This is a genomic window from Fontimonas sp. SYSU GA230001, assembly GCF_040066175.1.
Classification (GTDB): domain Bacteria; phylum Pseudomonadota; class Gammaproteobacteria; order Nevskiales; family Nevskiaceae; genus Solimonas.
The window spans coordinates 183,712-207,034 of record NZ_JBEAAM010000001.1; the positions used below are offsets into that span (position 1 = coordinate 183,712).

20 protein-coding genes are annotated in these 23,323 nt (G+C 68.0%); 14 read left to right on the forward strand and 6 right to left on the reverse strand.

Going from position 1 to position 23,323, the window contains the following annotated elements:
- The first annotated feature begins 50 nt into the window (after nucleotides 1-50).
- From AAG565_RS00900 to ptsP, 8 genes are all read left to right on the forward strand, one after another.
- A complete protein-coding gene (locus AAG565_RS00900; RefSeq protein ID WP_348817650.1) occupies nucleotides 51-1,502 on the forward strand; it encodes an RNA polymerase factor sigma-54 in 1,452 nt (483 codons plus the stop codon).
- 30 nt (nucleotides 1,503-1,532) lie between these two features.
- Nucleotides 1,533-1,853: a ribosome-associated translation inhibitor RaiA gene (gene raiA / locus AAG565_RS00905; RefSeq protein ID WP_348817651.1), complete on the forward strand. Its 321-nt coding sequence runs from the start codon at nucleotides 1,533-1,535 to the stop codon at nucleotides 1,851-1,853.
- 119 nt (nucleotides 1,854-1,972) lie between these two features.
- Complete coding sequence (gene ptsN / locus AAG565_RS00910; RefSeq protein WP_348817652.1) at nucleotides 1,973-2,434, forward strand: PTS IIA-like nitrogen regulatory protein PtsN; 462 nt, start codon at nucleotides 1,973-1,975, stop codon at nucleotides 2,432-2,434.
- A gap of 22 nt (nucleotides 2,435-2,456) precedes the next feature.
- Nucleotides 2,457-3,068, forward strand: coding sequence for a hypothetical protein (locus AAG565_RS00915; protein WP_348817653.1), 612 nt, complete (start codon nucleotides 2,457-2,459; stop codon nucleotides 3,066-3,068).
- Nucleotides 3,065-3,961, forward strand: a complete 897-nt coding sequence (rapZ, locus tag AAG565_RS00920; protein WP_348817654.1) for an RNase adapter RapZ — start codon at nucleotides 3,065-3,067, stop codon at nucleotides 3,959-3,961. The genes AAG565_RS00915 and rapZ overlap by 4 nt, the downstream gene beginning before the upstream one ends.
- Nucleotides 3,958-4,350, forward strand: a complete 393-nt coding sequence (locus AAG565_RS00925; RefSeq protein WP_348817655.1) for a PTS fructose transporter subunit IIA — start codon at nucleotides 3,958-3,960, stop codon at nucleotides 4,348-4,350. Before rapZ ends, AAG565_RS00925 begins: the two co-directional genes overlap by 4 nt.
- Nucleotides 4,351-4,441: 91 nt before the next feature.
- Nucleotides 4,442-4,711 carry an HPr family phosphocarrier protein gene (locus AAG565_RS00930; protein ID WP_348817708.1) on the forward strand — a complete coding sequence of 90 codons (270 nt, stop codon included), beginning with the start codon at nucleotides 4,442-4,444 and terminating at the stop codon, nucleotides 4,709-4,711.
- A gap of 6 nt (nucleotides 4,712-4,717) precedes the next feature.
- On the forward strand, nucleotides 4,718-6,445 hold the full coding sequence (gene ptsP / locus AAG565_RS00935) for a phosphoenolpyruvate--protein phosphotransferase (RefSeq protein ID WP_348817656.1): 1,728 nt from the start codon (nucleotides 4,718-4,720) through the stop codon (nucleotides 6,443-6,445).
- A 19-nt stretch (nucleotides 6,446-6,464) separates the two neighbouring features.
- Here the strand turns inward: ptsP and AAG565_RS00940 are convergent, their stop codons facing one another.
- On the reverse strand, nucleotides 6,465-6,893 hold the full coding sequence (locus AAG565_RS00940) for a hypothetical protein (protein WP_348817657.1): 429 nt from the start codon (nucleotides 6,891-6,893) through the stop codon (nucleotides 6,465-6,467).
- 122 nt (nucleotides 6,894-7,015) lie between these two features.
- Between AAG565_RS00940 and AAG565_RS00945 the strand changes: the two genes are divergently transcribed.
- The 6 genes from AAG565_RS00945 to AAG565_RS00970 all read left to right on the forward strand — a co-directional run bounded on the left by AAG565_RS00945 (nucleotide 7,016) and on the right by AAG565_RS00970 (nucleotide 14,685).
- On the forward strand, nucleotides 7,016-7,783 hold the full coding sequence (locus AAG565_RS00945; RefSeq protein WP_348817658.1) for a 3-hydroxyacyl-CoA dehydrogenase: 768 nt from the start codon (nucleotides 7,016-7,018) through the stop codon (nucleotides 7,781-7,783).
- 74 nt (nucleotides 7,784-7,857) lie between these two features.
- The gene (locus AAG565_RS00950) at nucleotides 7,858-9,351 is read left to right on the forward strand and encodes an NAD(P)/FAD-dependent oxidoreductase (protein ID WP_348817659.1); all 1,494 of its coding nucleotides are present in this window, start codon (nucleotides 7,858-7,860) and stop codon (nucleotides 9,349-9,351) included.
- 116 nt (nucleotides 9,352-9,467) lie between these two features.
- Nucleotides 9,468-12,338, forward strand: coding sequence for an exo-alpha-sialidase (locus AAG565_RS00955; protein ID WP_348817660.1), 2,871 nt, complete (start codon nucleotides 9,468-9,470; stop codon nucleotides 12,336-12,338).
- A 114-nt stretch (nucleotides 12,339-12,452) separates the two neighbouring features.
- Nucleotides 12,453-13,139, forward strand: a complete 687-nt coding sequence (locus AAG565_RS00960) for an ArsR family transcriptional regulator (protein ID WP_348817661.1) — start codon at nucleotides 12,453-12,455, stop codon at nucleotides 13,137-13,139.
- A complete protein-coding gene (locus AAG565_RS00965; RefSeq protein ID WP_348817662.1) occupies nucleotides 13,136-13,300 on the forward strand; it encodes a hypothetical protein in 165 nt (54 codons plus the stop codon). The genes AAG565_RS00960 and AAG565_RS00965 overlap by 4 nt, the downstream gene beginning before the upstream one ends.
- A gap of 71 nt (nucleotides 13,301-13,371) precedes the next feature.
- The gene (locus tag AAG565_RS00970) at nucleotides 13,372-14,685 is read left to right on the forward strand and encodes an MFS transporter (RefSeq protein WP_348817663.1); all 1,314 of its coding nucleotides are present in this window, start codon (nucleotides 13,372-13,374) and stop codon (nucleotides 14,683-14,685) included.
- Nucleotides 14,686-14,691: 6 nt separating this feature from the next.
- Here AAG565_RS00970 and AAG565_RS00975 read toward each other — a convergent pair whose 3' ends face one another.
- From AAG565_RS00975 to soxB, 5 genes are all read right to left on the reverse strand, one after another.
- Nucleotides 14,692-17,784 carry a parallel beta-helix domain-containing protein gene (locus AAG565_RS00975; protein ID WP_348817664.1) on the reverse strand — a complete coding sequence of 1,031 codons (3,093 nt, stop codon included), beginning with the start codon at nucleotides 17,782-17,784 and terminating at the stop codon, nucleotides 14,692-14,694.
- A 173-nt stretch (nucleotides 17,785-17,957) separates the two neighbouring features.
- Nucleotides 17,958-18,863, reverse strand: a complete 906-nt coding sequence (locus tag AAG565_RS00980; RefSeq protein WP_348817665.1) for a hypothetical protein — start codon at nucleotides 18,861-18,863, stop codon at nucleotides 17,958-17,960.
- 14 nt (nucleotides 18,864-18,877) lie between these two features.
- Nucleotides 18,878-20,440, reverse strand: coding sequence for an outer membrane protein transport protein (locus tag AAG565_RS00985; protein ID WP_348817666.1), 1,563 nt, complete (start codon nucleotides 20,438-20,440; stop codon nucleotides 18,878-18,880).
- A 185-nt stretch (nucleotides 20,441-20,625) separates the two neighbouring features.
- On the reverse strand, nucleotides 20,626-21,597 hold the full coding sequence (locus tag AAG565_RS00990) for an MBL fold metallo-hydrolase (RefSeq protein WP_348817667.1): 972 nt from the start codon (nucleotides 21,595-21,597) through the stop codon (nucleotides 20,626-20,628).
- Nucleotides 21,594-23,318, reverse strand: a complete 1,725-nt coding sequence (soxB, locus tag AAG565_RS00995) for a thiosulfohydrolase SoxB (protein ID WP_348817668.1) — start codon at nucleotides 23,316-23,318, stop codon at nucleotides 21,594-21,596. Before soxB ends, AAG565_RS00990 begins: the two co-directional genes overlap by 4 nt.
- Nucleotides 23,319-23,323: the final 5 nt, after the last annotated feature.

Sequence of the window (23,323 nt, forward strand, 5' to 3'; positions counted from 1 at the left end):
CGGCTGGCCCGGCTGCTGACTGGAAGCCACTCACCGGAACCCGCCACTCGATGAAGTCCTCACTCGGCCTGCGGCTCGGCCAGTCGCTGACGATGACACCCGCGCTGCAGCAGGCGATCCGCCTGCTGCAGCTGTCCAGTCTCGACCTGCAGCAGGAGATCGAACAGGCGCTGGACTCCAATCTCCTGCTCGAACGCGACGAAGGCGAATCCGCGGGCGAGGACACGCCGGCACCCGAGCCGGCCGAGGCCGCAGCCGAGCAGACTGCGGCGCTGGAACTGCGCGAGGACGGCGACATCCCCGAGGAAATGCCGGTCGATGCCGCATGGGACGATGTCTTCGACGACCTGCCGGCCCCTGCGCGCAGCGGCGACGACGAAGAACTGCGCGACTTCCTCGAAGCCAACCTGCGGCGCAGCACCGGCCTGCATGAGCATCTTCTCGATCAGGCGCGTGTCGCACCTTTCGATGAACGCCAGGCGCAGATCGCCGAGTTCCTGATCGACGCGATCGACGAAGAGGGTTACCTGCGCAACTGGACCGAGCTGCTCGCGGAGATCGAAAGGGCCCTCGGCGCGCACACCGAGGAAGTTGAGGCGGTGCTGTGCCTGGTACAGGAATTCGACCCGATCGGCGTCGGTGCCCGCGATCTGGGCGAATGTCTGCGCCTGCAGATCGAGGCGATGCCGGCCCGCACCCCGGGCGCGCAGACCGCGCTGCGGCTGGTCACGGAGCACCTGGCGCTGGTTGCACGCCGCGACGTGGCGGCACTGGCCAAGGCAGCCGACCGGCCGGCCGAGGACATCCATCAGGCATTGACGCTGATCAAGGCGTTGCAGCCCCATCCGGGGCGACCTTTCCAGTCACATGAATCCGAATACATCTCCCCGGACGTCTTCGTCCTGAAACGCAACGGCCGCTGGACCGTGAGCCTCAACCCGGAGCACATGCCGCGCCTGCGCATCAACAGCCACTACCAGGGGCTGATCCGCCGCGCCGACACGTCCCGCGACCAGCAGATGCTCAAACAGCACCTGCAGGAGGCGCGTTACTTCATCAACAGCCTGGAAGCCCGCAATGAAACTCTGCTGCGGGTCGCGCAGTCCATAGTTGAAGAACAGCGGGCTTTCCTGGATTATGGGCCTGAGGCGATGCGGCCCCTGGTGCTGCGAGACATCGCCGAACAGCTGGGCATCCATGAATCGACGGTTTCACGCGCCACAGCCAACAAGTACATGCTCACGCCACGTGGGCTCTTCGAACTCAAGTATTTCTTTTCCAGCCACGTGCAGACCACCGGTGGTGGCGTCTGCTCGGCCACGGCAATCCAGGCCATGATCAAGCGCCTGATCGCGGCCGAGGATCCGGCGCGCCCACTGTCCGACGCGACACTGTCGGAACTGCTGCTCAAGGAAGGCATCCAGGTCGCGCGCCGCACGGTCGCCAAATACCGCGAGGGCCTTGGGCTTCCCCCATCGCACGAGCGCAAACCGCCGGCCTGATGCGCCGGCTCCCCACGAAGGAGGTACGCGATGAATCTGAACATCTCCGGTCACCATGTCGAAGTCACGCCGCCGCTGCGCGAGTACGTCGTCAGCAAGCTCAAGAAGCTCGAACGGCACTTCGATCACCTGATCAGTGCGGAGGTGATTCTGTCGGTCGAGAAGCTGCGCCAGAAGGCCGAGGCGACGATCCACGCCAGCGGTGCGAATCTGCACGCCGAGGCCGTGGATGGCGATCTGTACGCCGCCATCGATCTGCTGTCCGACAAGCTGGACCAGCAGACCCGCAAGCACAAGGACAAGACGCGCGACCACCACCAGAAGGAGGCGCACAAGCGGATGGCGACCTGAGGTCTTCCCCCCGACCCTACGCGAACCGGCCGGCGCAGGTACAATCGCGGCATACGGAAGGGCCCGGGCACTTCTCGTTCCCGGGCCCTTTGCCGAGGCAAACGGAAAACTTTCACGCCATGAAAATCGCCGAAATCCTGTCGCCCGAGCGCGTCGCGCACGGCCACACCTTCACCAGCAAGAAGAAAGCGCTCGAAGAGCTGTCCAGCCTGCTCGCCCGCGGCGTCCCCGGGGTGCAGGCCGCCGACATCCTCACCAGCCTCTCGGCGCGCGAGAAACTCGGCAGCACCGGACTGGGCCACGGCGTGGCGATCCCGCACGGGCGCATGGCCGGCGTCAGCCAGAGCGTCGGCGCGTTCATGCGCCTGAAGCACCCGCTCGATTACGACGCCCACGATGGCCAGCCGGTGGACCTGATCTTCGGCCTGCTGGTCCCGCAGGGCGCCACGGAAACCCACCTCAAGCATCTGGCCGCGATCGCCGAGATGTTCTCGGATACCGCGTTCTGCCAGCAGGCAAGGGCCGCGGCCGACGAAGGCGCACTGTACAAGCTGATCAGCGCCCACACGCCGGCATCCTGATCGGCGCGAAAGCCCGCGCCGGATGGCGATCACGCACGACGAACCCGCGACGCTGCATGGCGTGCTGATGCGCGTGCATGGGATCGGCGTGCTGCTGACCGGCGCCAGCGGCGTCGGCAAGAGCGAGCTGGCACTGGAACTGCTGACGCGCGGTCACCGGCTGGTCGCGGACGACGCCCCCGAGTTCACGCGCCGCGGCGCGCGCATCCATGGACGATGCCCGCCGCTGCTGTCGGGCTTCCTCGAAGCGCGCAGCCTCGGCATTCTCAACGTGCGGCGGTTGTTCGGCCCGCGCAGCGTGCAATCCCGCTCGACACTGGATCTGCTGATCGCGCTGGACCTTCCCCAGACGCGTGCGGAGACCGGCCTGGAGCGATTAAGCGGCCGCCGCGGCAGCCGCACGGTGCTCGGCGTCGAGGTTCCGGAAGTCTTCATTCCGATCCGCCTCGGACACAATCTCGCCGTCCTGGTCGAAGCCGCCTGCCGCGACCTGATACTCCGCCGGCGCGGCTACCACGCCGACGACGATCTGAGCCGCCGGCAGTTGCGCGAAATCAGCAGGCAGCATCGCGCCGCGGCAGCGGCCGCCAAGCGCATCAGACCGCGGCGTGTCGCAGGCGGTGCGACATCATGAAGCTGGTGATCGTCAGCGGCCAGTCCGGCGCCGGCAAGACCGTCGCGCTCAAGCAGTACGAGGATCTCGGCTACTACTGCATCGACAACCTGCCCCTGCAACTGGTCGGCCCGATTTCACGGCGCGCGCTGCGTGCCGCCGAATCCCGCTACGACAAGCTCGCGATCGGCGTCGATGCACGCGAAAGCCCCCAGGAGATCGCACGTTTCCCGCGCTACGTCGAGCGCCTGCGCGAACGCGGCGTCCAGACGCACATCGTCTATCTGCGCGCCGAGGAGTCGGTCTTGCTGCAGCGTTACTCGGAGACACGGCGCCGCCACCCGCTCGCCACCGGCGAAGTGTCCCTGGCCGAGGCGATCCGTCTCGAGCGGGATCTGCTCGCGCCGATCGCCAGTGTCGCCGATGCAACCATCGACACGACCAGCAAGAACCTGCACGAGCTGCGCGAGGAGATCCAGAGCCAGATCCCCGGCGGCGGATCGGGCACCCTGACGGTACAGCTGGAGTCCTTCGGCTTCCGCAACGGCCTGCCCGACGACGCCGATTTCGTGTTCGATGTCCGCTGCCTGCCCAATCCGCACTGGGAACCGACGCTGCGCCGCCTGACCGGCCGCGATTCGGCGTGCATCGCCTGGATGCAGCGCCATCCGGTCGTCGAGCGCATGGTGCGTGACCTGCACGGCTTCCTGACCCAGTGGCTGCCGGAGTACCGACGCCAGGATCGCGCCTATCTGACGGTCGCGGTCGGCTGCACCGGCGGCCAGCACCGCAGCGTCTATGTCGTCGAGCGGCTCGCCACGCTGCTGCGCGACCGCTACGAATCCCTGTCGGTGCGCCACCGCGAGATCTGGAGCGGCGTCAACCGCCGCGAGGCGGAGAGGCCCGGAACGTGAGCGTCGGACTGCTGCTGGTGACACACGGCAAGCTCGGGCACTACCTGCTCGAAACCCTGCGCGACATGATCGGCGAGCTGCCGCTGGCGGCCGACGTACTCGAAGTGCGGCGCGTCTCCGCCCACGACGTCCTGATCAGCCAGGGACGCAAGATGATCGAGCGACTGGACTCGGGCGACGGCGTGCTGATCCTGACCGACGCGTTCGGCTCCACGCCCAGCAACATCGCCAACAAGCTGCGCACCGACGAGCGCACGACGGTGGTCGCCGGAGTCAACCTGCCGATGCTGGTGCGCATCTTCAACTACCCGAACCTGCCGCTCGCGGACATGACGCGCAGCGCCGTCGAGGGCGGCAGTCGCGGCATCATCGAGTGTCCACGTACATGAAGAAGCGTCCCGTCTCCGCTTTCCAGATTCCAGGCGCGCTGGCCGGCCTCGGCGTTGACGGGATACTGGAAACTGCCCACCGGAAACTGCCCTGATGGAACGCACCGTCACGATCGTCAACAAGCTCGGCCTGCATGCGCGGGCCGCCGCCCGCCTGGTGACACTGGCGAGCAAGTTCGCCGCGGACGTGCGCATCCGCAAGGACGGCCGCGAGGTGAGCGGCAAGTCGATCATGGGCGTGATGATGCTCGCCGCCGCCAAGGGCGCCGAGATCACGCTGATCGCCGAGGGCAGCGACGCACAGCAGGCGCTCGACGAACTGGCGCAGCTTGTCGCGGACAGGTTCGGGGAGGAGGAATAACAAGCCATGAGCCTGTGGCTCTCCGGCATCGGCGTTTCGCGCGGCATCGCCATCGCGCGCGTGCAGAAGATGCACGGCGGCGAGCTGGACATCCCCGAGTACGCGCTGTCGGCATCGGATGTCGAGGGAGAAGTGGTGCGTTTCTACGGCGCGCACCGGCGGGCCAAGGAGCAGCTGCGCGAGGTGCGCGCGCGCATCCCGGAAAGCACGCCCGGCGACATCGCCGCGTTCATCGACACGCACCTGCTGATGATGGACGACCGCTCCATCACCGACACCACCGTCGCGCACATCCGTAACGACCGCATCAACGCCGAGGCCGCGCTGCAACGCACACGCGATGCACTGATGGCGGTCTTCGAGCAGATGGACGACGCCTACCTGCGCACGCGCCGCGACGACGTGGAGCACGTCTGCAGCCGCATCCAGCGCATCCTGCTCAAGTCGGAGCGGCAGCTGCCGGCCAGCGGCGAGCGCGGCGAGACCTTCGTCATCGTCGCCGACGATGTCACGCCGGCCGACATCATCCTGCTCGCGCAGCAGCAGATCGCCGCCTTCGTCACCGAGTACGGCGGCCCGCTGTCCCACACCGCGATCCTGGCGCGCAGCCTCGCCATCCCGGCCGTCGTCGGCCTGCGCGACGCGCGGCGCCTGCTGCGCGAGGGCGAGCCGCTGATCGTCGATGGCGAGGCCGGCCACGTCATCGCCGACCCGGATGCGCAGGCGCTGGCCTTCTACCGCGACAAGCAGGCTGCGCAGGTGCGCCACCGCGCCGGCCTGGCCCGCCTCAAGGGCCGCGCGGCGACCTCGCGCGACGGCGTGCACGTCCGTCTGCTGGCCAACATCGAGCTGCCGGAGGACGCGCGCGTCGCCGAGGAAGCCGGCGCCGAGGGCGTCGGGCTGTACCGCACCGAGTTCCTGTACATGAATCGCAAGGAACTGCCGAGCGAGGACGAGCAGTACGAAGCCTACCGCCGCATCGTCTCGGCGGTGTCGGGCACCATCACCATCCGCACGCTGGACCTCGGCGCAGACAAGCAGGTGGACAGCGGCCGCAGTCACGGCCCGCTGCCGACCAACCCTGCGCTCGGACTGCGTGCGATCCGGTTGTGCCTGCGCGAACCGGACCTGTTCCGCGTGCAGGTCCGCGCCCTGTTGCGCGCCTCCGCGCACGGCCGTGTGCAGATCATGCTGCCGATGATTTCCAGCCTGCAGGAATTCCGCCAGGCCAGTACGTTGATCGCGGCGGCGCGCGAGGAATTGCACGCCGAAGGGCGGCCGATGGCGGAAGACGTGCCGATCGGCGCGATGATCGAGGTACCGGCGGCGGCGATCGCGGCACGTCAACTCGCGCGCCACGCGCGCTTCTTCTCGATCGGCACCAACGACCTGATCCAGTACACCCTGGCCATCGACCGCGTCGATGACGAGGTCAATCATCTCTACGACCCGCTGCACCCGGCGGTACTGCAGCTGATCCGGCAGACGATCGACGCAGGGCGCGGTGCCGGCATTCCGGTGGCGATGTGCGGCGAGATGGCCGGCGATCCGCGGTTCACGCGCCTGCTGCTGGGACTCGGCCTGACCGACTTCTCGATGCACCCGGCGAGCGTGCTGGAGGTCAAGCAGATCGTCGTGGAGTCGAACGTCGCGCAGCTGCGCGACGCCGTCGCCGCGGCGCTCGAATGCCTCGAACCGCAGGAGATGCGCGAGCGCATCGCCGCGCTGGCCTGAGCGGGTCGCCCCGCCGCGCTCACAGCCCGGCCAGCGTGCCCCCGAGCAGGAGCAGAAAGCCGACGATCTCGCCGGCGGCGAGCAACCACGTACCGGTGGTCGTCGTGAAGCGGCGCTCCTTGAACTGATTGTCGGTGCGGTTGGCGATGCCGAGAACGATGTAGGTGACGATCGCCGTCGCGAAGAACCCGATCAGCAGCGCGACGGCGACGAGATTGAGCCAGCCCGGCCAGACCGACCAGCCGGCGAAGTGCCACACCAGCAGTCCGGCAAAGCTGTAGAACAGCGCGCTGCGGTGTGCGATATCGACATAGGGCGGCGCCAGGTGCGTGACGCTGTCGAGCATGTGCCGCCACTTCCACACGCCGGTGAACAGCCCGACCGCGAAAAACAGGCCCGAACCCGCCGCCGCGAGCTGCTGCGCGCCACTCATCTCACCCATCGTCATGATGATTTCCCGCCCTGATCGAAGTGCCGACCCGCGCGTCCAGTATGCCGGCACGGCCGCGTCGGGTCCGGCTCACTATAATCGGCCGCTACCGCAACCCGGACTCGAACGGAGGATCGACAGTGGAAATCAGGAATCACGTGTTCATCGTCACCGGCGGCGCGTCGGGGCTGGGCGAAGCCACCGTGCGCCGCTTCGTCGCGGCGGGCGGCAAGGCGGTGATCGCGGACATGAACGTCGAGCGCGGCGAGGCGCTGGCCAGGGAACTGGGTGAGCGCGCGCGCTTCGTCCGCTGCGACGTCTCGCAGGACGCCGATGCCCGGGCCGCGGTCGGCGCGGCGACCGAAGGCTTCGGCCGCCTCGACGGGCTCGTGAACTGCGCCGGCGTCGGCACGCCGGCCAAGGCGGTCGGCAAGGACGGCCCGCTGCCACTCGATCAGTTCGAGAAGGTGATCCGCATCAACCTGACCGGCACCTTCAACATGATCCGCATCGCGGCCGCCGCGATGCAGGCGCAGTCGCCCGCGCCGACCGGCGAACGCGGCGTGATCATCAACACCGCGTCGGTCGCGGCCTTCGACGGCCAGATCGGCCAGCCGGCGTATGCCGCGTCGAAGGCCGGCGTCGTCGGCATGACGCTGCCGCTGGCGCGCGAGTTCGCGCGTTTCGGCATCCGCGTGATGACCATCGCGCCGGGCCTGTTCCTGACGCCGATGATGAAGGGCCTGCCGCAGGAAGCGCAGGACTCGCTCGGCCAGCAGGTGCCGTTCCCGCCACGCCTGGGACAGCCGGAGGAGTTCGCGCAGCTCGCGCAGTCGATCGTCGAGAACGTGATGCTCAACGGCGAGACGATCCGCCTCGACGGCGCGATCCGCATGGCACCGAAGTAAAAACTGCCCCACCGGGCACTGCGGTGGCGGCGCAAAGGTACAGTGCCGTGCGGAGCCATCGGGACGAGACGCAAATGACCATCGAACACTTCGACGTGCTGATCGTCGGCGCCGGCCTGTCCGGCATCGGCGCTGCGCATCATCTCCAGCAGCGCTGCCCCGGCAGGCGCTACGCGATTCTCGAAGCGCGTGAGCGCATCGGTGGCACCTGGGACCTGTTCCGTTACCCCGGCATCCGCTCGGATTCGGACATGTTCACGCTCGGCTACGTGTTCCGGCCGTGGACGGCGGCCAAGGCGATCGCCGACGGCCCCGACATCCTGCGCTACGTCAACGATACGGCGCGCGAAGCTGGCATCGACCGGCACATCCGCTTCCAGCATCGGGTGAAGAAGGCGTCGTGGTCGTCGGACGACGCGCGCTGGACGGTCGAGATCGAACGCGGCAGCGAACGCGAACCGCTGCGCATGAGTTGCGATTTCCTGTACTTCTGCAGTGGCTACTACCGCTACGACCGCGGCTATGCGCCGGACTTCGCCGGCGTCGAACGCTTCAGGGGCCGACTCGTGCATCCGCAGGCCTGGCCGGAGGATCTGGACTACCGCGGCAAGCGCGTGGTCGTGATCGGCAGCGGCGCCACCGCGGTCACGCTGGTGCCGGCGATGGCCGGCGAAGCGGCGCACGTGACCATGCTGCAGCGCTCGCCCACCTACGTGCTGTCCCTGCCCGCACGCGACGTCATCGGCAACGCGCTGCGCCGCGTGCTGCCGAGCCGCGCGGCCTATGCACTGACGCGCTGGAAGAACGTGCTGCTCGGCCAGTTCTTCTACCAGCTGTGCCGGCGCAGGCCGGCGCTGGCGAAGAAGCTGCTGCGCAAGGGCGTCGCCGCGCAGCTGCCGGCGGACTTCGATGTCGATACGCACTTCAAGCCCCGCTACAACCCCTGGGATCAGCGCGTCTGTTTCGTCCCCGACAACGACCTGTTCCGCGCGATCCGGCAGGGCCGCGCGAGCATCGTCACGGACCGCATCGAAGGCTTCACCGAGCACGGCGTCCGCCTGCAATCGGGCGCCGAACTCGCTGCGGACATCGTCGTCACCGCCACCGGCCTGCAGCTGCTCGCACTCGGCGGGGCGCAGCTGACGGTCGATGACCGGCCGGTCGATCTGGCCAAGACGCTCAGCTACAAGGGGCTGATGCTCGGCGGCGTGCCCAACATGGCCTATTGCATCGGCTACACCAACGCCTCGTGGACACTCAAGGCCGACCTGGCCTCGACCTACGTCTGCCGCCTGCTCAACCACATGGCGCGATGCGGTTACCGCCAGTGCGTCGCGCGCAACACCGATCCGAGGGTGCGCGAAGAACCGCTGATCGATTTCTCATCCGGCTACGTGCAACGCGCCATCGATCAGTTCCCGAAGCAGGGGTCCAGGGCTCCGTGGAAGCTCCGTCAGAACTATCTACTCGACCTGCTGAACCTGAAGTACGGCCGGATCCAGGACGACGCCCTGCAGTTCTCGGGAGAGCCGACGGTCGTCGAGGCGGCCGCCGGCGCCGGTTCCTGATCGCGCGCGCACCGGGCAGCTGAGGGGTTTCACTCAGCCCTGTAGGCGTAGTGCCGCAGTAACATTGGACGTTTTCCGACGAAGGGCGGCCTGCCACCGCCACGGGGAGATTTCCGATGACCATCCTGCGCGCCTGTGCGGCCACTGCCGCGCTCCTGTGTTCCCTGTCCTCGCTGGCCGCCGATCCGGCCAGCGGCACGCTGACGCCGGGTTCCGGTCCGATCGTGTTCAGCTCCGGCCCCTTCCTGTCGGCCAATCCGACGCCGGTCCCGCTGCTCGACAACGGCCCGACCTGCGACAGTCCTGCGCCGGCCTGCGACAGCTTCGAGCTGACCGTGTCCTTGCCCGCCGGTTACACCGCGGCCCACAACGCCGACTTCGTGCGCGTGACGATGAGCTGGGTCGATACCGGTGGCGGCGCCTCCGACTACGACCTGTGGATCTACAAGGGCCAGGTGGATGCCACCGACGGCGGTGACACGCCCCCGTTCAAGGCGGCGAGCAGCGCCAATCCGGAAGTCACGCAGATCGTGCCGCTGGCCGACGGCGACACCGTCTATACGATCAAGATCGTCCCGTACACCCCGAGCGGCGAGATCGTCACGACGACGATCGAGTTCGTCACCGGCGACAACATCACCACGGACCCCAGCTTCGGCCTGCTGGACAATCCGGCGACGCCGGGCATACCGCGCTACCAGAACTTCGCGCCGACCGGCGTCAGCGCCGAGGCCGGAAACGGCGAGTGCAACATCGGCTTCAACGTGCACACGCTGCGCATCATGTTCATGTGCTTCGGCAACGGCAGCGTCTATCGGCTGACCACGCCGGAGAATCTGGTCGAGCCGCTGCCCGAGGCCTGCCCGGCGCAGTGGGAGGACGTGACACCGCTGGCCACCAGCGGCCCGCAGCCGGTCGCCGATCCGATCCTGTTCACCGACCGCGTGTCGGGACGTACTTGGGCGTCCAACCTCACGGTCGGCCCGAACGTCTCGTATGCGTTCACCGACGATGATGGCGACAACTGGATCGACGCCGGCGCGGGCGGCCTCGCCGGCGCCGATCACCAGACCATCGGCTCCGGACCCTACCCGGCCGACTTCGCGCTGCCGCATCCGTTGCACGACAACGCCGTGTACTTCTGCTCGCAGGCGCTGGTCGGCCCGGCCGGCTGCGTGCGCAGCGACGACGGCGGCGCCACCTGGGGTCCGCCGACGCTGGCCTACGACGGCAGCGTCTGTGGCGGTCTGCACGGCCACGTGCGCGTCGCCAACGACGGCACGGTGTGGCTGCCTGTCGCGACCTGCGGCGAGGGCACCGGCTATGCCGTCAGCACCGACGCCGGTCAGACTTGGACGGATCGCATGGTGCCGAACACGCTGGCCGGCAGCGGCAGCGACCCGTCGATCGCGCTCGACGACGACAACACCGCGTATTTCTGCTACGTCAACGGCGACGGGCATGCCCGCGTCGCCGTCAGCCGCGACCGCGGCCAGACCTGGACCGACGACACCGACCTGGGCGCCGCCCACGGCGTCGTCAACGCCACCTTCCCGGAGGCTTGGGGCGGCAGCAGCGGCCGCGCTGCCTGCGGCTTCCTCGGCACCGACCGGCTCGGCAACATGGAGTCGCTCGACTTCCCCGGCCTGTGGTACCTGTTCATCGCCCACACCTACGACGGCGGCAAGACCTGGACCACGGTCAACGCCACGCCCGCCGATCCGGTGCAGGGCATCGGCGGCATCTGGCACAGCGGCGGCGGCAATCCCAACCGCAACCTGCTCGACTTCAACGAGGTCACCGAGGATCAGCTCGGCCGCGTGCTGTTCGGCTACGACGACGGCTGCGTGCGCGATTGCGCCAAGTCACCGCTCGACAATCCGCAGTCGTTCACCGCGGTGATGAAGGTCGCGCGCCAGACCGGCGGCAAGACGCTGCGCGCCGAACACGACCGGCCCGAGCCGCGCGCGCCGGCCAACGCCTGCCTGTCCGGCACGCGCGACCAGTTCGCCGCCAAGCTGAACTGGCTCGCCCCCGACCACGGCGGCGCCGCGATCACCAACTACAAGGTGTATCGCAGCACCTCGCCGACCGAGCCCGGCGTCTTCGTCGGCAACGCGGGCCCCAAGCTCGGCTACCTCGACCGCAGCGCCGATCCCAACGTCGAGAAGTACTACTACACGGTGGTCGCGGAAAACGCCGCCGGCGAAGGCGTCGCCAGCAACAAGGTCGAGCTGCCGGTCGTCGAGCGGGTGATCGAGAACCTGTGCGTGCTGCCCGGCTACACGCTGTTCAGCGACGCCAGCGGCGACTACGACACGGCGCTCGCCACCGGTACCTCGGCGCACGACCTGCTGCTGCTGCAGGTCGCGCAGCCACCGGTGACCGATGGCGTGACGAAGCTGGTGTTCACGCTCAAGGTGGCCGACCTGCGCACGCCGCCGCCGAGCGCGGCGTGGTTCGTGTCCTTCCGCGCACCGAACGGGGAGCTGCGCGGCGTGCGCATGGCCACGGACCAGGGCTCCGCGCGGTTCTTCTCGTACACCGTCGGCCAGAGCAGCGGCGGCATCACCGACGGCCGCTTCGTCGCCGCCGAAGGCCCGATCGAAGCCGAAAGCAACTACACGGCCGACGGCATCATCACCTTCGTCGTCAAGGCCAGCGACGTCGGCGGCACCGGCGCGCCCGGCGAAACCTACACCGAGTTCAACGCCGGCAGCGTGCAGACCTATGGCGCGGCCGGGACCGGCGCCGCCGATGCCATCGATGGCATGCCCAACGGGCTGGCCCGCCAGGGCCGGATCACGCTCAGCCCCAACGGCCAGTGCCCGGACATCCTGCCGGACGACGACACGCCGCCGGGCGGCACGACCGGCGGTGGCGCAGGCGGTAGCCGCGATCAGGGCCGCTTCGGCGGCGCGATCGGCGGCGCGGCGCTGCTGGCGTTGCTGGGCCTGCTCGGCTTGCGCCGCCGCATCGCGGCCTGAAGTCTTCGCGCCGACCGACCCGCCCGGATCACTCCGGGCGGGTTTTTTGTGCCCGATGAAACGCGCGGTCGAGGTGCCCTTGATCATAATTCCAATGATCGTTAGATTGTTATCGTGAAAAAACGCGAACTCAAGAATCTGCTGTATGAGCAGGTCGCGCGCATCGGCAGGGCGGTCGCCAGCCCCCGGCGCCTGGAACTGCTGGAGCTGCTGGCGCAGGGCGAGAAGACCGTCGAGACGCTGGCGCAGGAGTTGTCCGTCGATATCAAGCTGACCAGCGCGCATCTGAAGGCCCTGCGCGAAGCCCGCCTCGTCGCCACGCGACGCAACGGCAAGCACGTCGTCTATCGCCTCAGCGGCAGCGACGTCGCCGACCTCTGGGTGCGGCTGCGCGAAGTCGCCGAGACGCACCTGCTCGAAATGGGCGCGGCGCTCGCCCAGATCGCCGCCCATCCCGCCGAGCTGACCCCGACCTCGCGCAAGGCGCTGCTCGACAGGGCGCGGCGCGGCGAAGTGGTGCTCATCGACGTGCGCCCGAAGGCGGAGTACGACACCGCCCACCTGCCCCACGCGCGCTCGATGCCGCTCAGCGAACTCGAACGGCGCATGACCGAACTGCCGAAGGACCGCGAAGTCGTCGCCTACTGCCGTGGCCCGTTCTGCCTGCTCGCCGACGAGGCGCTCAAGCTGCTGGCCAGACGTGGCTATCGCGCACGCAAGATCACCGACGGTGTCAGCGAATGGCGCGCCGCCGGCCTGCGGCTGGACACCTCGTTGGCCGCTGCCGGCGGGGTCGCATGAACACCATTCTTCTCATCGTCAACGACGCACCTTGCGGCAACGAACGCGCCTACAACGCCCTGCGCCTCGCCGGCGCGCTGGCCGCCCGCGCCGAAGTGACCGTGCGTGTATTCCTGGTCGCCGACTGGACCGTCGAGGCGGACAAGGTGCTGGTGTTCTGAACCGCCGTACGGACGCAGCCCGGGCCACGGCCACGCTCCGCCCCCGCGACTTGACCAAGGAAAAGCGACCAATGGCTTCGTCGGCAGTCCCGCGGAGTGATCACCCGTCGTCCCCGCACGTCCGCCTGGGCCTGCATGAGAACCTCGGCCAGTTTTCGCTGCTGGTGCTGGTCAACGCCTTCGTCGGCGCGATGGTGGGGCTGGAGCGCAGCATCCTGCCGGCCATCGCCGAGCAGGACTTCGGCATTGCGGCACGCTCGGCGATTCTGTCGTTCATCATCGCCTTCGGCGTCACCAAGGCGCTGACCAACTACTTCGCCGGACGGCTGGCCGACCGCTACGGCCGCAAGCACGTGCTCGTCGCCGGCTGGCTGGTCGCGGTACCGGTGCCGTTCGTGCTGATGTGGACGCCGCACTGGGACTGGGTGCTGGCCGCCAATGCGTTGCTCGGCATCAGCCAGGGCCTGACCTGGTCCGCGACGGTGATCATGAAGATCGACCTCGTCGGACCGCGCCGGCGCGGCCTGGCGACGGGGCTCAACGAGTTCGCAGGCTATTTCGCCGTCGCCGGCAGCGCACTGGCGACCGGCTGGCTCGCTGCGGCCTACGGCCTGCGCCCGCAGCCCTTTTACTTGGGCGTGCTGTATGTCGTCGCCGGCCTGGCGCTGTCGTTCTTCGCGGTGCGCGAGACGCGGCATCACGTCCTGCACGAAGCCGGCCGGCACGCGGCCCCGCACACGCCGGTCCCGAGCCCGCGCGAGGTCTTCCTGCGCACCTCGCTGACCGATCGCAACCTATCGAGTGTCAGCCAGGCCGGACTGGTCAATAATCTCAACGACGGCATGGCCTGGGGCCTGTTTCCGCTGGTATTCGCCGCGGCCGGCATGACGCTGGCGCAGATCGGCCTGCTTGCCGCGATCTATCCGGCGGTCTGGGGCCTGGCGCAGATCGTCACCGGTGCGCTGTCGGACCGCATCGGCCGCAAGCACCTGATCGCTGCGGGCATGGGCGTACAGGCGATCGGCATCGCACTGACCGCGCAGGCCAGCGGCTTCACTGGGTTTGCGCTCGGTGCGGTGCTGCTCGGACTCGGCACGGCGATGGTCTATCCGACGCTGCTCGCTGCGATCGGCGATGTCGCCCATCCGGCCTGGCGCGCCTCCGCGGTCGGCGTCTATCGGCTGTGGCGCGATCTGGGCTACGCCGTCGGCGCGCTGCTTGCCGGCTTCACCGCCGACGCCTTCGGCCTGGCACCGGCCCTGTGGCTGGTCGCGGTCCTCACCGCTTTATCCGGCCTGGTCGTCGCCCTGCGCATGCGTGAAGCAGCGGCAGCGGCGGACATGAAAACGCCGGGCACGAGGCCCGGCGTTCAAGGACAGTTCTGAGTCGGATCAGCTGCCGCAGGCCGACGAACCCGGATACTTGTTCTCGTCGACGACGACCACGTCGCGGATCCACTGCTCGATCAGCTGCAGTGCCTCGTCATCGACCACGCTGCGCGCCAGCGGTGGCATGCGCGCAGCCGGCGTCGTCGCGCTGTGGCCGATGCGGAACGGCAGGATCGAATCCGCGAGATTGCCCGGGTTGATGTCGTGGAAGCGCGTGCCGTTGTCCGTGCCTTCGCGGCCGGTCGCGGTCGGCCGCTTGCAGATGCCGTAGCTGGTATCGACCTTGCGGATCGAATCCAGATACAGGCCGGTGCTCGCGGCGAAGCCGCGCACGTTGTGGCAGTGCTGGCAGTTCACTTCCAGCCAGGCGCGCGCGCGCGCCTCGACATCCTGCGCGGAACCGGCGGCGAAGCCCGCATCGCCCGGCTTGTTGTAAACCGGCACGCGCTCGATCTTCGTCGCCACCTGCGTCGCCGGATCGACACCGAGGTCCGCCGGGCAGCCGGTCATCAGGCCGTTGCTGCACCAGTACGCGATCTGGTTCTGGCCGAACACCGGATGGTTGGGCGCGACGAAGGTCGATTCGGGCCGATAGGGCTTGTTGAGGAAACGCACCTTGGGCCCGATCGGCACCGCGCCCGGCTCACCATCCTCGCGGCCGTGGCAGCTCAGGCACTGGTTGCCGTTGGGGATGAGATAGCTACTGGTCGAACCGGAGTGCGTGAGGCCTGAATCGACGTCGGTGGTCTTGTAATTCAGCGTGGCCACACCACCGCCGAGCGCTAGCCGCGCCACGCGCCTGCCGTTCTCGGTGCCCCAGATATAGGGCAAACCGACCCAGCGCACGCGCCCCTTGGAGTTGACGCGCTTGATGATCAGGCGCGTCTCGATCGGCGTCTCGGTACCGGCCGCCTCGTCCGCCACCGTGAAGGTCTTGGCGATGATCGTGCCCGCGGGGAAGTCGATCGTCATGTTCGGACCGCTGATCGCACCGCCCTCGGACGCATCGTGATAGACCGCGGCCTGCCCATCCGGGATGTAGGCGACGCGGTACTTCACCGTGTAGTCGGAGAACAGCTTGCTGGTCAGCGAGAACGGCACACCGCGGCCGTTGGGCGCGCTGCGCGGATCTTCCGGATTGGAGAACAGGTGGTACTGGTCCAGCGTCGGGCAGTTCACCTTGGCGGCCGCGGCGTAGTTCACGGCACCGGCACTGCCGCCTTCGCACAGCTGGCGGATCTCGGCCTCGGTCGGCGCCGGGTCGTAGTCGCCGCTGCGCACGAACGGCGGAATCACGACCGCCGGCAGACGCGGCAGGTTGCGCCCGCCGTAGGCGGACGGACACTGGTGCGCGCTCATGTTGAAGCTCGACGCGAAGTTCGCCACGTCCGTCGCCGCGAGTCCGGCCAGCAGCGAGGTCACGCCGGCCGGCGACGACGGATCGGCCAGCGCCGCGGCGATGACCGGCTCCAGGCCCTTGGTGCCGTGGAAGTTGGCGAACCTGAGGCTGTCGTTGGAGAAGTCGTTGTCCTCGTCGATGCATGACGCCCACCAGTCCGGCACCTTGCGCTGCTTGCTGGCGTCGAACTTGTACTGGTTGTAGTGGCACTCCGGATTCGGGTCGGCGCTGCCGAGCTGCGGCTTGCCGCGCGCATCGGCCGGCACGTCGTTGCCGTTGGCATCCTTCGGATACGGGCAGTCGGACCAGTTGTCGAGCAGGCCGTCCCAGACGATGTGCGCGCCGCGGTAGCCGAGACTGTTGACGCCCGGCGTGCCGGCGGCACCGGCGGCCGCGCAGGTGGCCAGGTTGAGCGGATTGAGGCAGCCCGCCGCGTTCTTCAGGCCGACCAGCGCCGGCAGGAAGTGCGCGACGTTGACCGACTGGATGTCGTTGCTGGTCGGCACCGGCAGGCGGTTGCCGTTGTTGCGGAACGTGTTGCGGAAGATATGCACGCCTTCGCTGTACCAGTCGATGCGCTTCTCGAACGGCCGGCCGGCACCTTCCGGGAACAGCTCGTAACTGACGTGGATGATGCCGCCGGTATTGTTGTTCTCGAAGACGTTGTCGTAGATGTCGATGCGGTCGTACGACAGCGTGATCATGCCGCTGCCCGGCGGCACGTTGCCGACGAAGCCGCCGGACGTGAAGTTGTAGGTGTTATTCATGCGCGAGACGTTGCCGTGCATGATCGAGCGGTCGCCGTACTGGCGCAGGCCGTCGAGGTCGTAGATCAGGAAGCCGCCGGTGTTGCACTCCGCGACGTTGGTGTCGTACTCGCCACCCTGCACGTTCTCGATCTCGAAGCCGAACACGTTGAACGCGGCGCGGCTCTTGCGGATGATCGCGTTGTTGGTCTGGCCGACGTAGATGCCGGCGTCCGATGCGCCGATCGACTCCGCCTCCTCGATCAGGATGTTCTCCGACGACACCGGGTAGATGCCGTAGCGGCCGGACTTGGGGCTGACCGTGTAGTCCGGCGAGGTCGTGTCACCGAACTCGTTCTCCGGCGCGGTCGGGTCCTGCGTCGCCGGATCGGTGCACGGCACGTTGAGCAGCTTGGCGTTGTCGGCGAAGGCATTGGCCGCGGTGATCGGCGTGGCGCTTTCGCGGCCGCCGCCGGACGACCAGATCGCGCGCACGCGGCGGATCGTGCCGTGATCCACACCGCGGAACTCGATGCCGTTGCCGCCGGTGTCGAGGACGGTCAGGTCCTCGATCCACAGGCCGTGCACGTTGACCGCGAGGATGCCTTCCGGCGCATTGTTGTTCTTGAACGACAGGACCGTCCGGTCCTTGCCGCAGCCCTTGACGTGCACGTCCTCGGTGTTGATCAGCTGCAGCGAGGATTCCAGCTCGAAATAGCCGCAGTCGAACTGGATCACGTCACCCGGCGCCGCCTGCACCATCGCCGCGATCATGTCGCGCGTGGCGTTGGCACCCGGCTTGATCAGATAGGTGCGTCCGTCGCCGCTGCCGCCACCACCGGGAGCCGGGCCGCCCGCGCTGCCGCGCTCGCCACCGCCGCAGGCGGCGAGCAGGACCAGACCCGAAAGTACCGCAGCCCGGCGCAGTGTCCGGCTCCAGCGAAGAAACATTCCCAGCTCCTGGTGAAATCAGTGGCCGCACGCACGGCATTCTCGGCAAGGCACGCATTTTATGGTGCCCGCGGTGCAGCGGATTAGTAGAAATCACTCACAGGGAGCGAGGACGCGGCCCGTAGCGGAGTCGCACGGATGCCGACCGGGCGACTCCTTTGATACGGATTTTCCTAGAACGAGAAGTCCTTCTTCTTGCCGCCGGCGACCTGCTTGAGCAGATCTTCGATCGCGCCTGGGCTGGACATCAGCTTGCCAAAGGTCATCATCGTCAGGTCGGGATGCCAGACGGCCATGCGGAAACGCATGTGCATGGCGATGACGTTGCGGTCGTCCACGAGCACCTGGTAGGGCAGATAGGGCGTGGTCTTGATCTCGAACATCTTGTCCACGGTGTCGGCCATGATGTGCTTGTCGTTGGCCCGCTGGTCGCTGACCTGCGCGCGCGAGACGCCGAAGACCGTCTGCTTCCGGCCGGGGATTTCCAGCTTGTACACCAGCGCGGTGCCGCCGACGTTCTTGTTCAGGTTGGCTTCGACTGCGCTCACCGCTTCCTCGTAGGTCTTGTGCGTTCCGAGCTGGTAGAAGTCGTCGAAGCGCTCCATGCCGACCATGTAGTTGAACGACTTCAGGTCCTCGGCGCTGCGTCCCTTCTCGGTGCCGTAGCGCTGCTGCGCACCGAGGCCCGATTCCAGACGCGCGGCGACGGGGGACAGGTCCTCGCCGAGCCGGTAGGCTGCGGCGAGATAGCGCAGGTTCAGATAGCTGACCTGGTTCTGCCCTTTTTCCTGCGTGACGGCGACATGCTGCACGGCGCCGAAGCCGCCGTAACGGGACTTCGTCGCCGCGTCCCTGAGGTCGGCATCGGTCACGGCCACGACCTGTGCTCCCGGATACGGCGAGAACTCGCCGATGATCTCGAAACCGGTGGCGCGCAGCTTGTCCTTGACCGTGGCCACGGAGGCTTCGATCGGTCCCTGTTCGGTGTAGGCCAGCACGTAGGGTTGCAGGTTCTCCGCCTGTGCGGCCGTGCCGGCGACGAGCAGCAGCGCCGCGGCACCATGGATGATGCGTTTCATCGTCATGTCTCCCCTCATTCGAAGCGATAGGTGTAGCCCAGCGTGATCTGCCACTGGTGCATGTCCAGATGGATGTCCTGATCGTTGGGATCGGCGCCGAACGAGTTCGACGTGTCGGCGCCGGTGAGCAGGTCGAGCATGGTCGCGTCGGTGTTGCTCAGCGCGTTCTTGCCGACGATCGGATTGGACTTGGCGTACATCGCCGCCAGCGACAGGCCGGTCGTGCGCGAGTACTGGTAGTCGAGGCCCAGTGTGTAGTGCTCCTCGATCACCGCCGGCGCGAGGATGTTGAACAGCACCTCGGAGTCCGGAATCGGCTGGTCCGCCTTGCTGTAGCCGGCGCGGAACTTGAACGCGGCAAACTTGTACTGCACGCCGAACTTGTGGGTGACGACGTCCCGCCAGCCAAAGCCCGGACCGGTCGCGGCGCCGAGGCAGGCGCCGCTGGGATCGTTGCTGCCCTGCAGGCCGTTGGTCAGGCCGTAGAACAGCCGCGGGATCGCGCAGTTGTTGACGAAGTCGTTGGTGTCGAACGGATTGCCGACCGACTTGACCTCGCTGAAGTTGGTGCGCTGGTAGTCATAGACGAAGCGGAAGTCGGAATTGAAGTGCAGCGACACGCCGACGTTCCAGGTCGAGGGAATGTCGAAGCCGCCATCGTCGGCGAACAGACCCGCGTACTCCTTGAACTCGGTCATGCGGATGCGCGTCTGGTACGAGCCGCCCAGGCCCACACCCGGGATCAGGCCGGTGAGAAAACCGATGCGCCCGCCGTAGCCGTAGGACCACTCGTAGCCGTTGTCGCTGACCTTGTCCGGCTTGTTGGAGAACTTCGAGAAGGCCATCAGGCCGTCGGCGCGGAAGCGCTGGCCGGCGAGCACCGGCGCGATGCCGATCGACGAACGCTCGCCGAGCTTACGCGCGTAGTGCGGGACGATGAACATCTGGATCAGATCGACGCTGGCAGTCGGGTCGTCGTTGCCGCAGAAGCCGGCCATGTCGCCGGCACCGTTGACCGGACTGCCACCGCCGAAGCTGCCGCCGCACTCGGTTTCGAGGCTGATGATCCCGAGCGGGTCGGCAAAACCTTCACCGAAATGCGTGGTGTTGCCGTGGTACTCGGTGTTCATGCCGCCGTTGCCGTACATGGCGATGCCCCAGCTCGACACCTCGTCGATCGGCGCGACGTAGGCGATGCCGGGGATGTAGTACAGCTCGTTGTCGGAACCGACGCGGCCCTCACTGATGCGCATGATGCTGTTCTGCGCACCGCTGCCAACCGGGCCGGCGCTGTAGTCGCGCACCGGCGAGAACACGCTGAAGTTGATGTCCAGCCGCTCGCCGACCCAGGCGGAGCCCGCCGGATTGATCGTCACGATCAGCGCGTCCTCGGTCAGCGCGGTACCGGCGCCGCCGAGTGCGTTCTGCGAGGCGCTGTAGCCGTGCGCGAAATAGCCGTTGGTGGCCATGGCCGGCGCCGCGGCGCACAGCGCGGCGGTGGCCGCGAGGCCCAGCCCGGCGCGGACGAAATGGCGGATCGAACGTCGATGCGGATTTTCCCTGCTGCGTGGATTCATCGGACTGACACTCCCCTGACTGAATACGGAACCGAATACGGATGCGCTGAAATCGGAACAACGCGGCGAACTGCGATCGGCACTCGTCCCGCCCACCCCGGAACGGACTCCCTCATCGATGTGTGATCGCATCTGCGTGCACTCCTCCTAAATATGTTGTCTGGCACGCCGGGCATCGCGCCCGGCTATCCCGGCGGCTGAGGCGGCGCGAGACTCTCGCGCTCCATCTCCAGATACACCGCGTAGGCATTGGCCCGGTGGCCTTCGGCGAACGCCGCGAGCCCGGACCAGGCATCCCAGCGCGCGCGCGCGTACGCCTCGTCGAAAGGCAGCAGGTCGGCGACCGCCTGACGCATCTGCGCGCGCAGATCGAGCAGGTAGTCGCGCGTCAGCCGCAGGGCCGCCTGTGCATCGGTCGAGGCGGTGCCGTGCCCCGGTACGAGGACGCGCGCACGCGGGTCGGCGAGCTTGTCGAGCGCGGCGAGCCAGCCGGCGCTGTCGGCGTCACCGAGGAACGGGATGCGGCCGGCGAACACGAGGTCGCCGGTGAACAGCACGCCGTCCGGCAGCACGAGCATCGACAGATCCTCCGGGCTGTGCGCGGGGCCGACGTGACGGATGTCGAAGCGCACGCCGCCGAGTGTGAAGTCGAAATCGCCATCGACCCAGTGATCCGGCTCGATCAGCTCGAAGTCCGCAGGGATCCAGGGCGCGAGCGTCTCCCGGCGCTGGGCCAGACGCGTGCGCGCCGGTTCCGAGTCGAGATAGATCTTCGCGCCCCGATGCGCCCAGATCTGCGCGCCGGCAACGCGCAGCGGCGCCAGCCCGTAGGCGTGGTCGGCGTGGTAGTGGCTGAGGATCACGCGGCGGATCGGCGCCTGCGTGCGACGCCGGATCTCGGCGAGCAGCGCCGCACCCAGCGCCGGCGTGCCCAGGGCATCGAAGACCACCACGCCGTCGGCGGTGACGACGAAGCCGGCGTTGGCATTGAAGCCGCGGTTCTCGCGCGTCGCCGCGCCGGCCTCGCCCTCCACGTACCAGGTATGCGGGCCGATCTGCCGGCTGCGCAGATCGATCGGGGGTTCCGCGCTCGCACCGCAGGCCGCAGCGGCGATGGCGCCGGTCAGCAGCACGACGGCGGCGCGGCGAGGTCTCATGCCTGTTCGGCCAGCCCGGGATTGCTGCCGACGCCGATCAGGCGCGGCTGGTTGAGCCTGGGCGGGGCAAGCACCTTGCGGTCGCGCAGATGGCGCGCGACGACGTCCCAGACCGGCTCGCCCTTGGCATCCGGCGACACCGAGGCCCAGCCGGCGACACGGTACTTCTTGGCCGCGTCGAGCGGCTTGCCGTCCAGGCGCAGGTCCTGGATGCGCTTGCCGATGCTCTGCGCCGGCTCGATCGCATAGCTCAGGCCACCGACGCGCACCATGTCGCCACCCTGCTGGTAATACGGATCGGCGTTGAAGATGTTGTCGGCGACGTCTTCGAGGATCGCCTTGATCTGCTCGCCGGAAAACTCGTTGACCGTCACGCTCGGATAGGTGATCGCGGTCTGGTCCATCAGCCGCTCCATCGTGATCGGATCGCCCGGCAGTAGCGTCGTGCCCCAGCGGAAACCCGGCGAAAACGCGATCGGCGCCTCCTTCTGCACCATCAGCGCGTCGAGAATCAGCTGGTCGAAGCTGCCGTTGAAGTTGCCGCGCCGGTACAGCAGCCCTTCCGTGACCGCTAGCTGCTCTTTGAGCTGCTTCTCGAACGGCGCGCGGTGCCGCTCGATCAATTTCTGCATGTCCGGATCGGCCGGCAGCAGGTTGGCGAACACCGGCACGAGGCGATAGCGCCACGCCTTGAGCTGGCCGCCACGCACGTCGCAGTCGAGCACGCCGAGGAACTTGCCGCTGCAGCCGACATTGGTCACCAGCGTCTGGCCACCGGCGTTCCTGACGACGACCGGCTCCGGCACGGCATCGTGCGTGTGCCCGCCGAGGATCGCGTCGAGCCCGCGCACGCGGCTGGCCAGCTTGAGATCGACGTCCATGCCGTTGTGCGACAGCAGCACGACCAGCTGCGCACCCTCGGCCCGGGCCTTGTCGATGTGCGGCTGCAGCCGGTCTTCCTGGATGCCGAAGCTCCAGTCCGGCACGAAGTGGCGCGGATTGGCGATCGGCGTGTACGGGAAGGCCTGGCCGATGACCGCGACCGGCACGCCATTGACCGCGCGGATCACGTAGGGCCGGAACACCGCATCGCCGAAATCCGTGGTCTGGACGTTGTGCGCGACGAAGTCGATGCGGTCCTTGAACGGCCCGTCGATGATCGCCTGCACGCGTTCGGCGCCGAAAGTGAATTCCCAGTGCCCGGTCATGACATCGACGCCCAGCGCGAGCTGCGCATCCACCATGTCCTGCGCGTTCGTCCACAGCGAAGTCGCCGATCCCTGCCAGGTGTCGCCGCCGTCGAGCAGCAGCGCGCCCTTGCGCGCACTGCGCAGACGCTTGACCAGCGTCGCCAGGTGCGCGTAGCCACCGACCTTGCCGTAGGTGCGCGCCGCCTGCGTGAAGTCGAGATGGGTCAGTGCGTACGCCTCGCGCGTGCCGGGCTTGACCCCGTAGCGCGACAGCAGCGCCTCGCCGACCAGGTGCGGCGGCCGGCCGAAGCTCTCGCCCAGCCCGAGATTGACGCTCGGCTCGCGGAACCACACCGGCAGCAGCTGCGCGTGACTGTCGGTCATGTGCAGCAGGCTGACGTTGCCCAGCGGCGGGATGTCGTAGAACGCGGCGCCGTCCCCGTGCGCCAGCGCCTGCGGGGCCTGCAGCGTGAAGCGTGCCGCCGCCGAGGCAGCGAGCAGGCGCACGAACTCGCGTCGGCTCAGGCTCATCGCGC

Excerpts from the sequence above, each read along its gene's own strand:
- AAG565_RS00950 (WP_348817659.1), top strand. The coding sequence starts at position 7,858 with ATGACCATCGAACACTTCGACGTGCTGATCGTCGGCGCCGGCCTGTCC.
- AAG565_RS00965 (WP_348817662.1), top strand. The coding sequence starts at position 13,136 with ATGAACACCATTCTTCTCATCGTCAACGACGCACCTTGCGGCAACGAA.
- raiA (WP_348817651.1), top strand. The coding sequence starts at position 1,533 with ATGAATCTGAACATCTCCGGTCACCATGTCGAAGTCACGCCGCCGCTG.
- soxB (WP_348817668.1), bottom strand. The coding sequence starts at position 23,318 with ATGAGCCTGAGCCGACGCGAGTTCGTGCGCCTGCTCGCTGCCTCGGCG.
- ptsN (WP_348817652.1), top strand. The coding sequence starts at position 1,973 with ATGAAAATCGCCGAAATCCTGTCGCCCGAGCGCGTCGCGCACGGCCAC.
- AAG565_RS00975 (WP_348817664.1), bottom strand. The coding sequence starts at position 17,784 with ATGTTTCTTCGCTGGAGCCGGACACTGCGCCGGGCTGCGGTACTTTCG.
- AAG565_RS00990 (WP_348817667.1), bottom strand. The coding sequence starts at position 21,597 with ATGAGACCTCGCCGCGCCGCCGTCGTGCTGCTGACCGGCGCCATCGCC.
- AAG565_RS00985 (WP_348817666.1), bottom strand. The coding sequence starts at position 20,440 with ATGAATCCACGCAGCAGGGAAAATCCGCATCGACGTTCGATCCGCCAT.
- AAG565_RS00900 (WP_348817650.1), top strand. The coding sequence starts at position 51 with ATGAAGTCCTCACTCGGCCTGCGGCTCGGCCAGTCGCTGACGATGACA.
- ptsP (WP_348817656.1), top strand. The coding sequence starts at position 4,718 with ATGAGCCTGTGGCTCTCCGGCATCGGCGTTTCGCGCGGCATCGCCATC.
- AAG565_RS00955 (WP_348817660.1), top strand. The coding sequence starts at position 9,468 with ATGACCATCCTGCGCGCCTGTGCGGCCACTGCCGCGCTCCTGTGTTCC.
- AAG565_RS00980 (WP_348817665.1), bottom strand. The coding sequence starts at position 18,863 with ATGAAACGCATCATCCATGGTGCCGCGGCGCTGCTGCTCGTCGCCGGC.
- rapZ (WP_348817654.1), top strand. The coding sequence starts at position 3,065 with ATGAAGCTGGTGATCGTCAGCGGCCAGTCCGGCGCCGGCAAGACCGTC.
- AAG565_RS00915 (WP_348817653.1), top strand. The coding sequence starts at position 2,457 with ATGGCGATCACGCACGACGAACCCGCGACGCTGCATGGCGTGCTGATG.
- AAG565_RS00970 (WP_348817663.1), top strand. The coding sequence starts at position 13,372 with ATGGCTTCGTCGGCAGTCCCGCGGAGTGATCACCCGTCGTCCCCGCAC.
- AAG565_RS00940 (WP_348817657.1), bottom strand. The coding sequence starts at position 6,893 with ATGACGATGGGTGAGATGAGTGGCGCGCAGCAGCTCGCGGCGGCGGGT.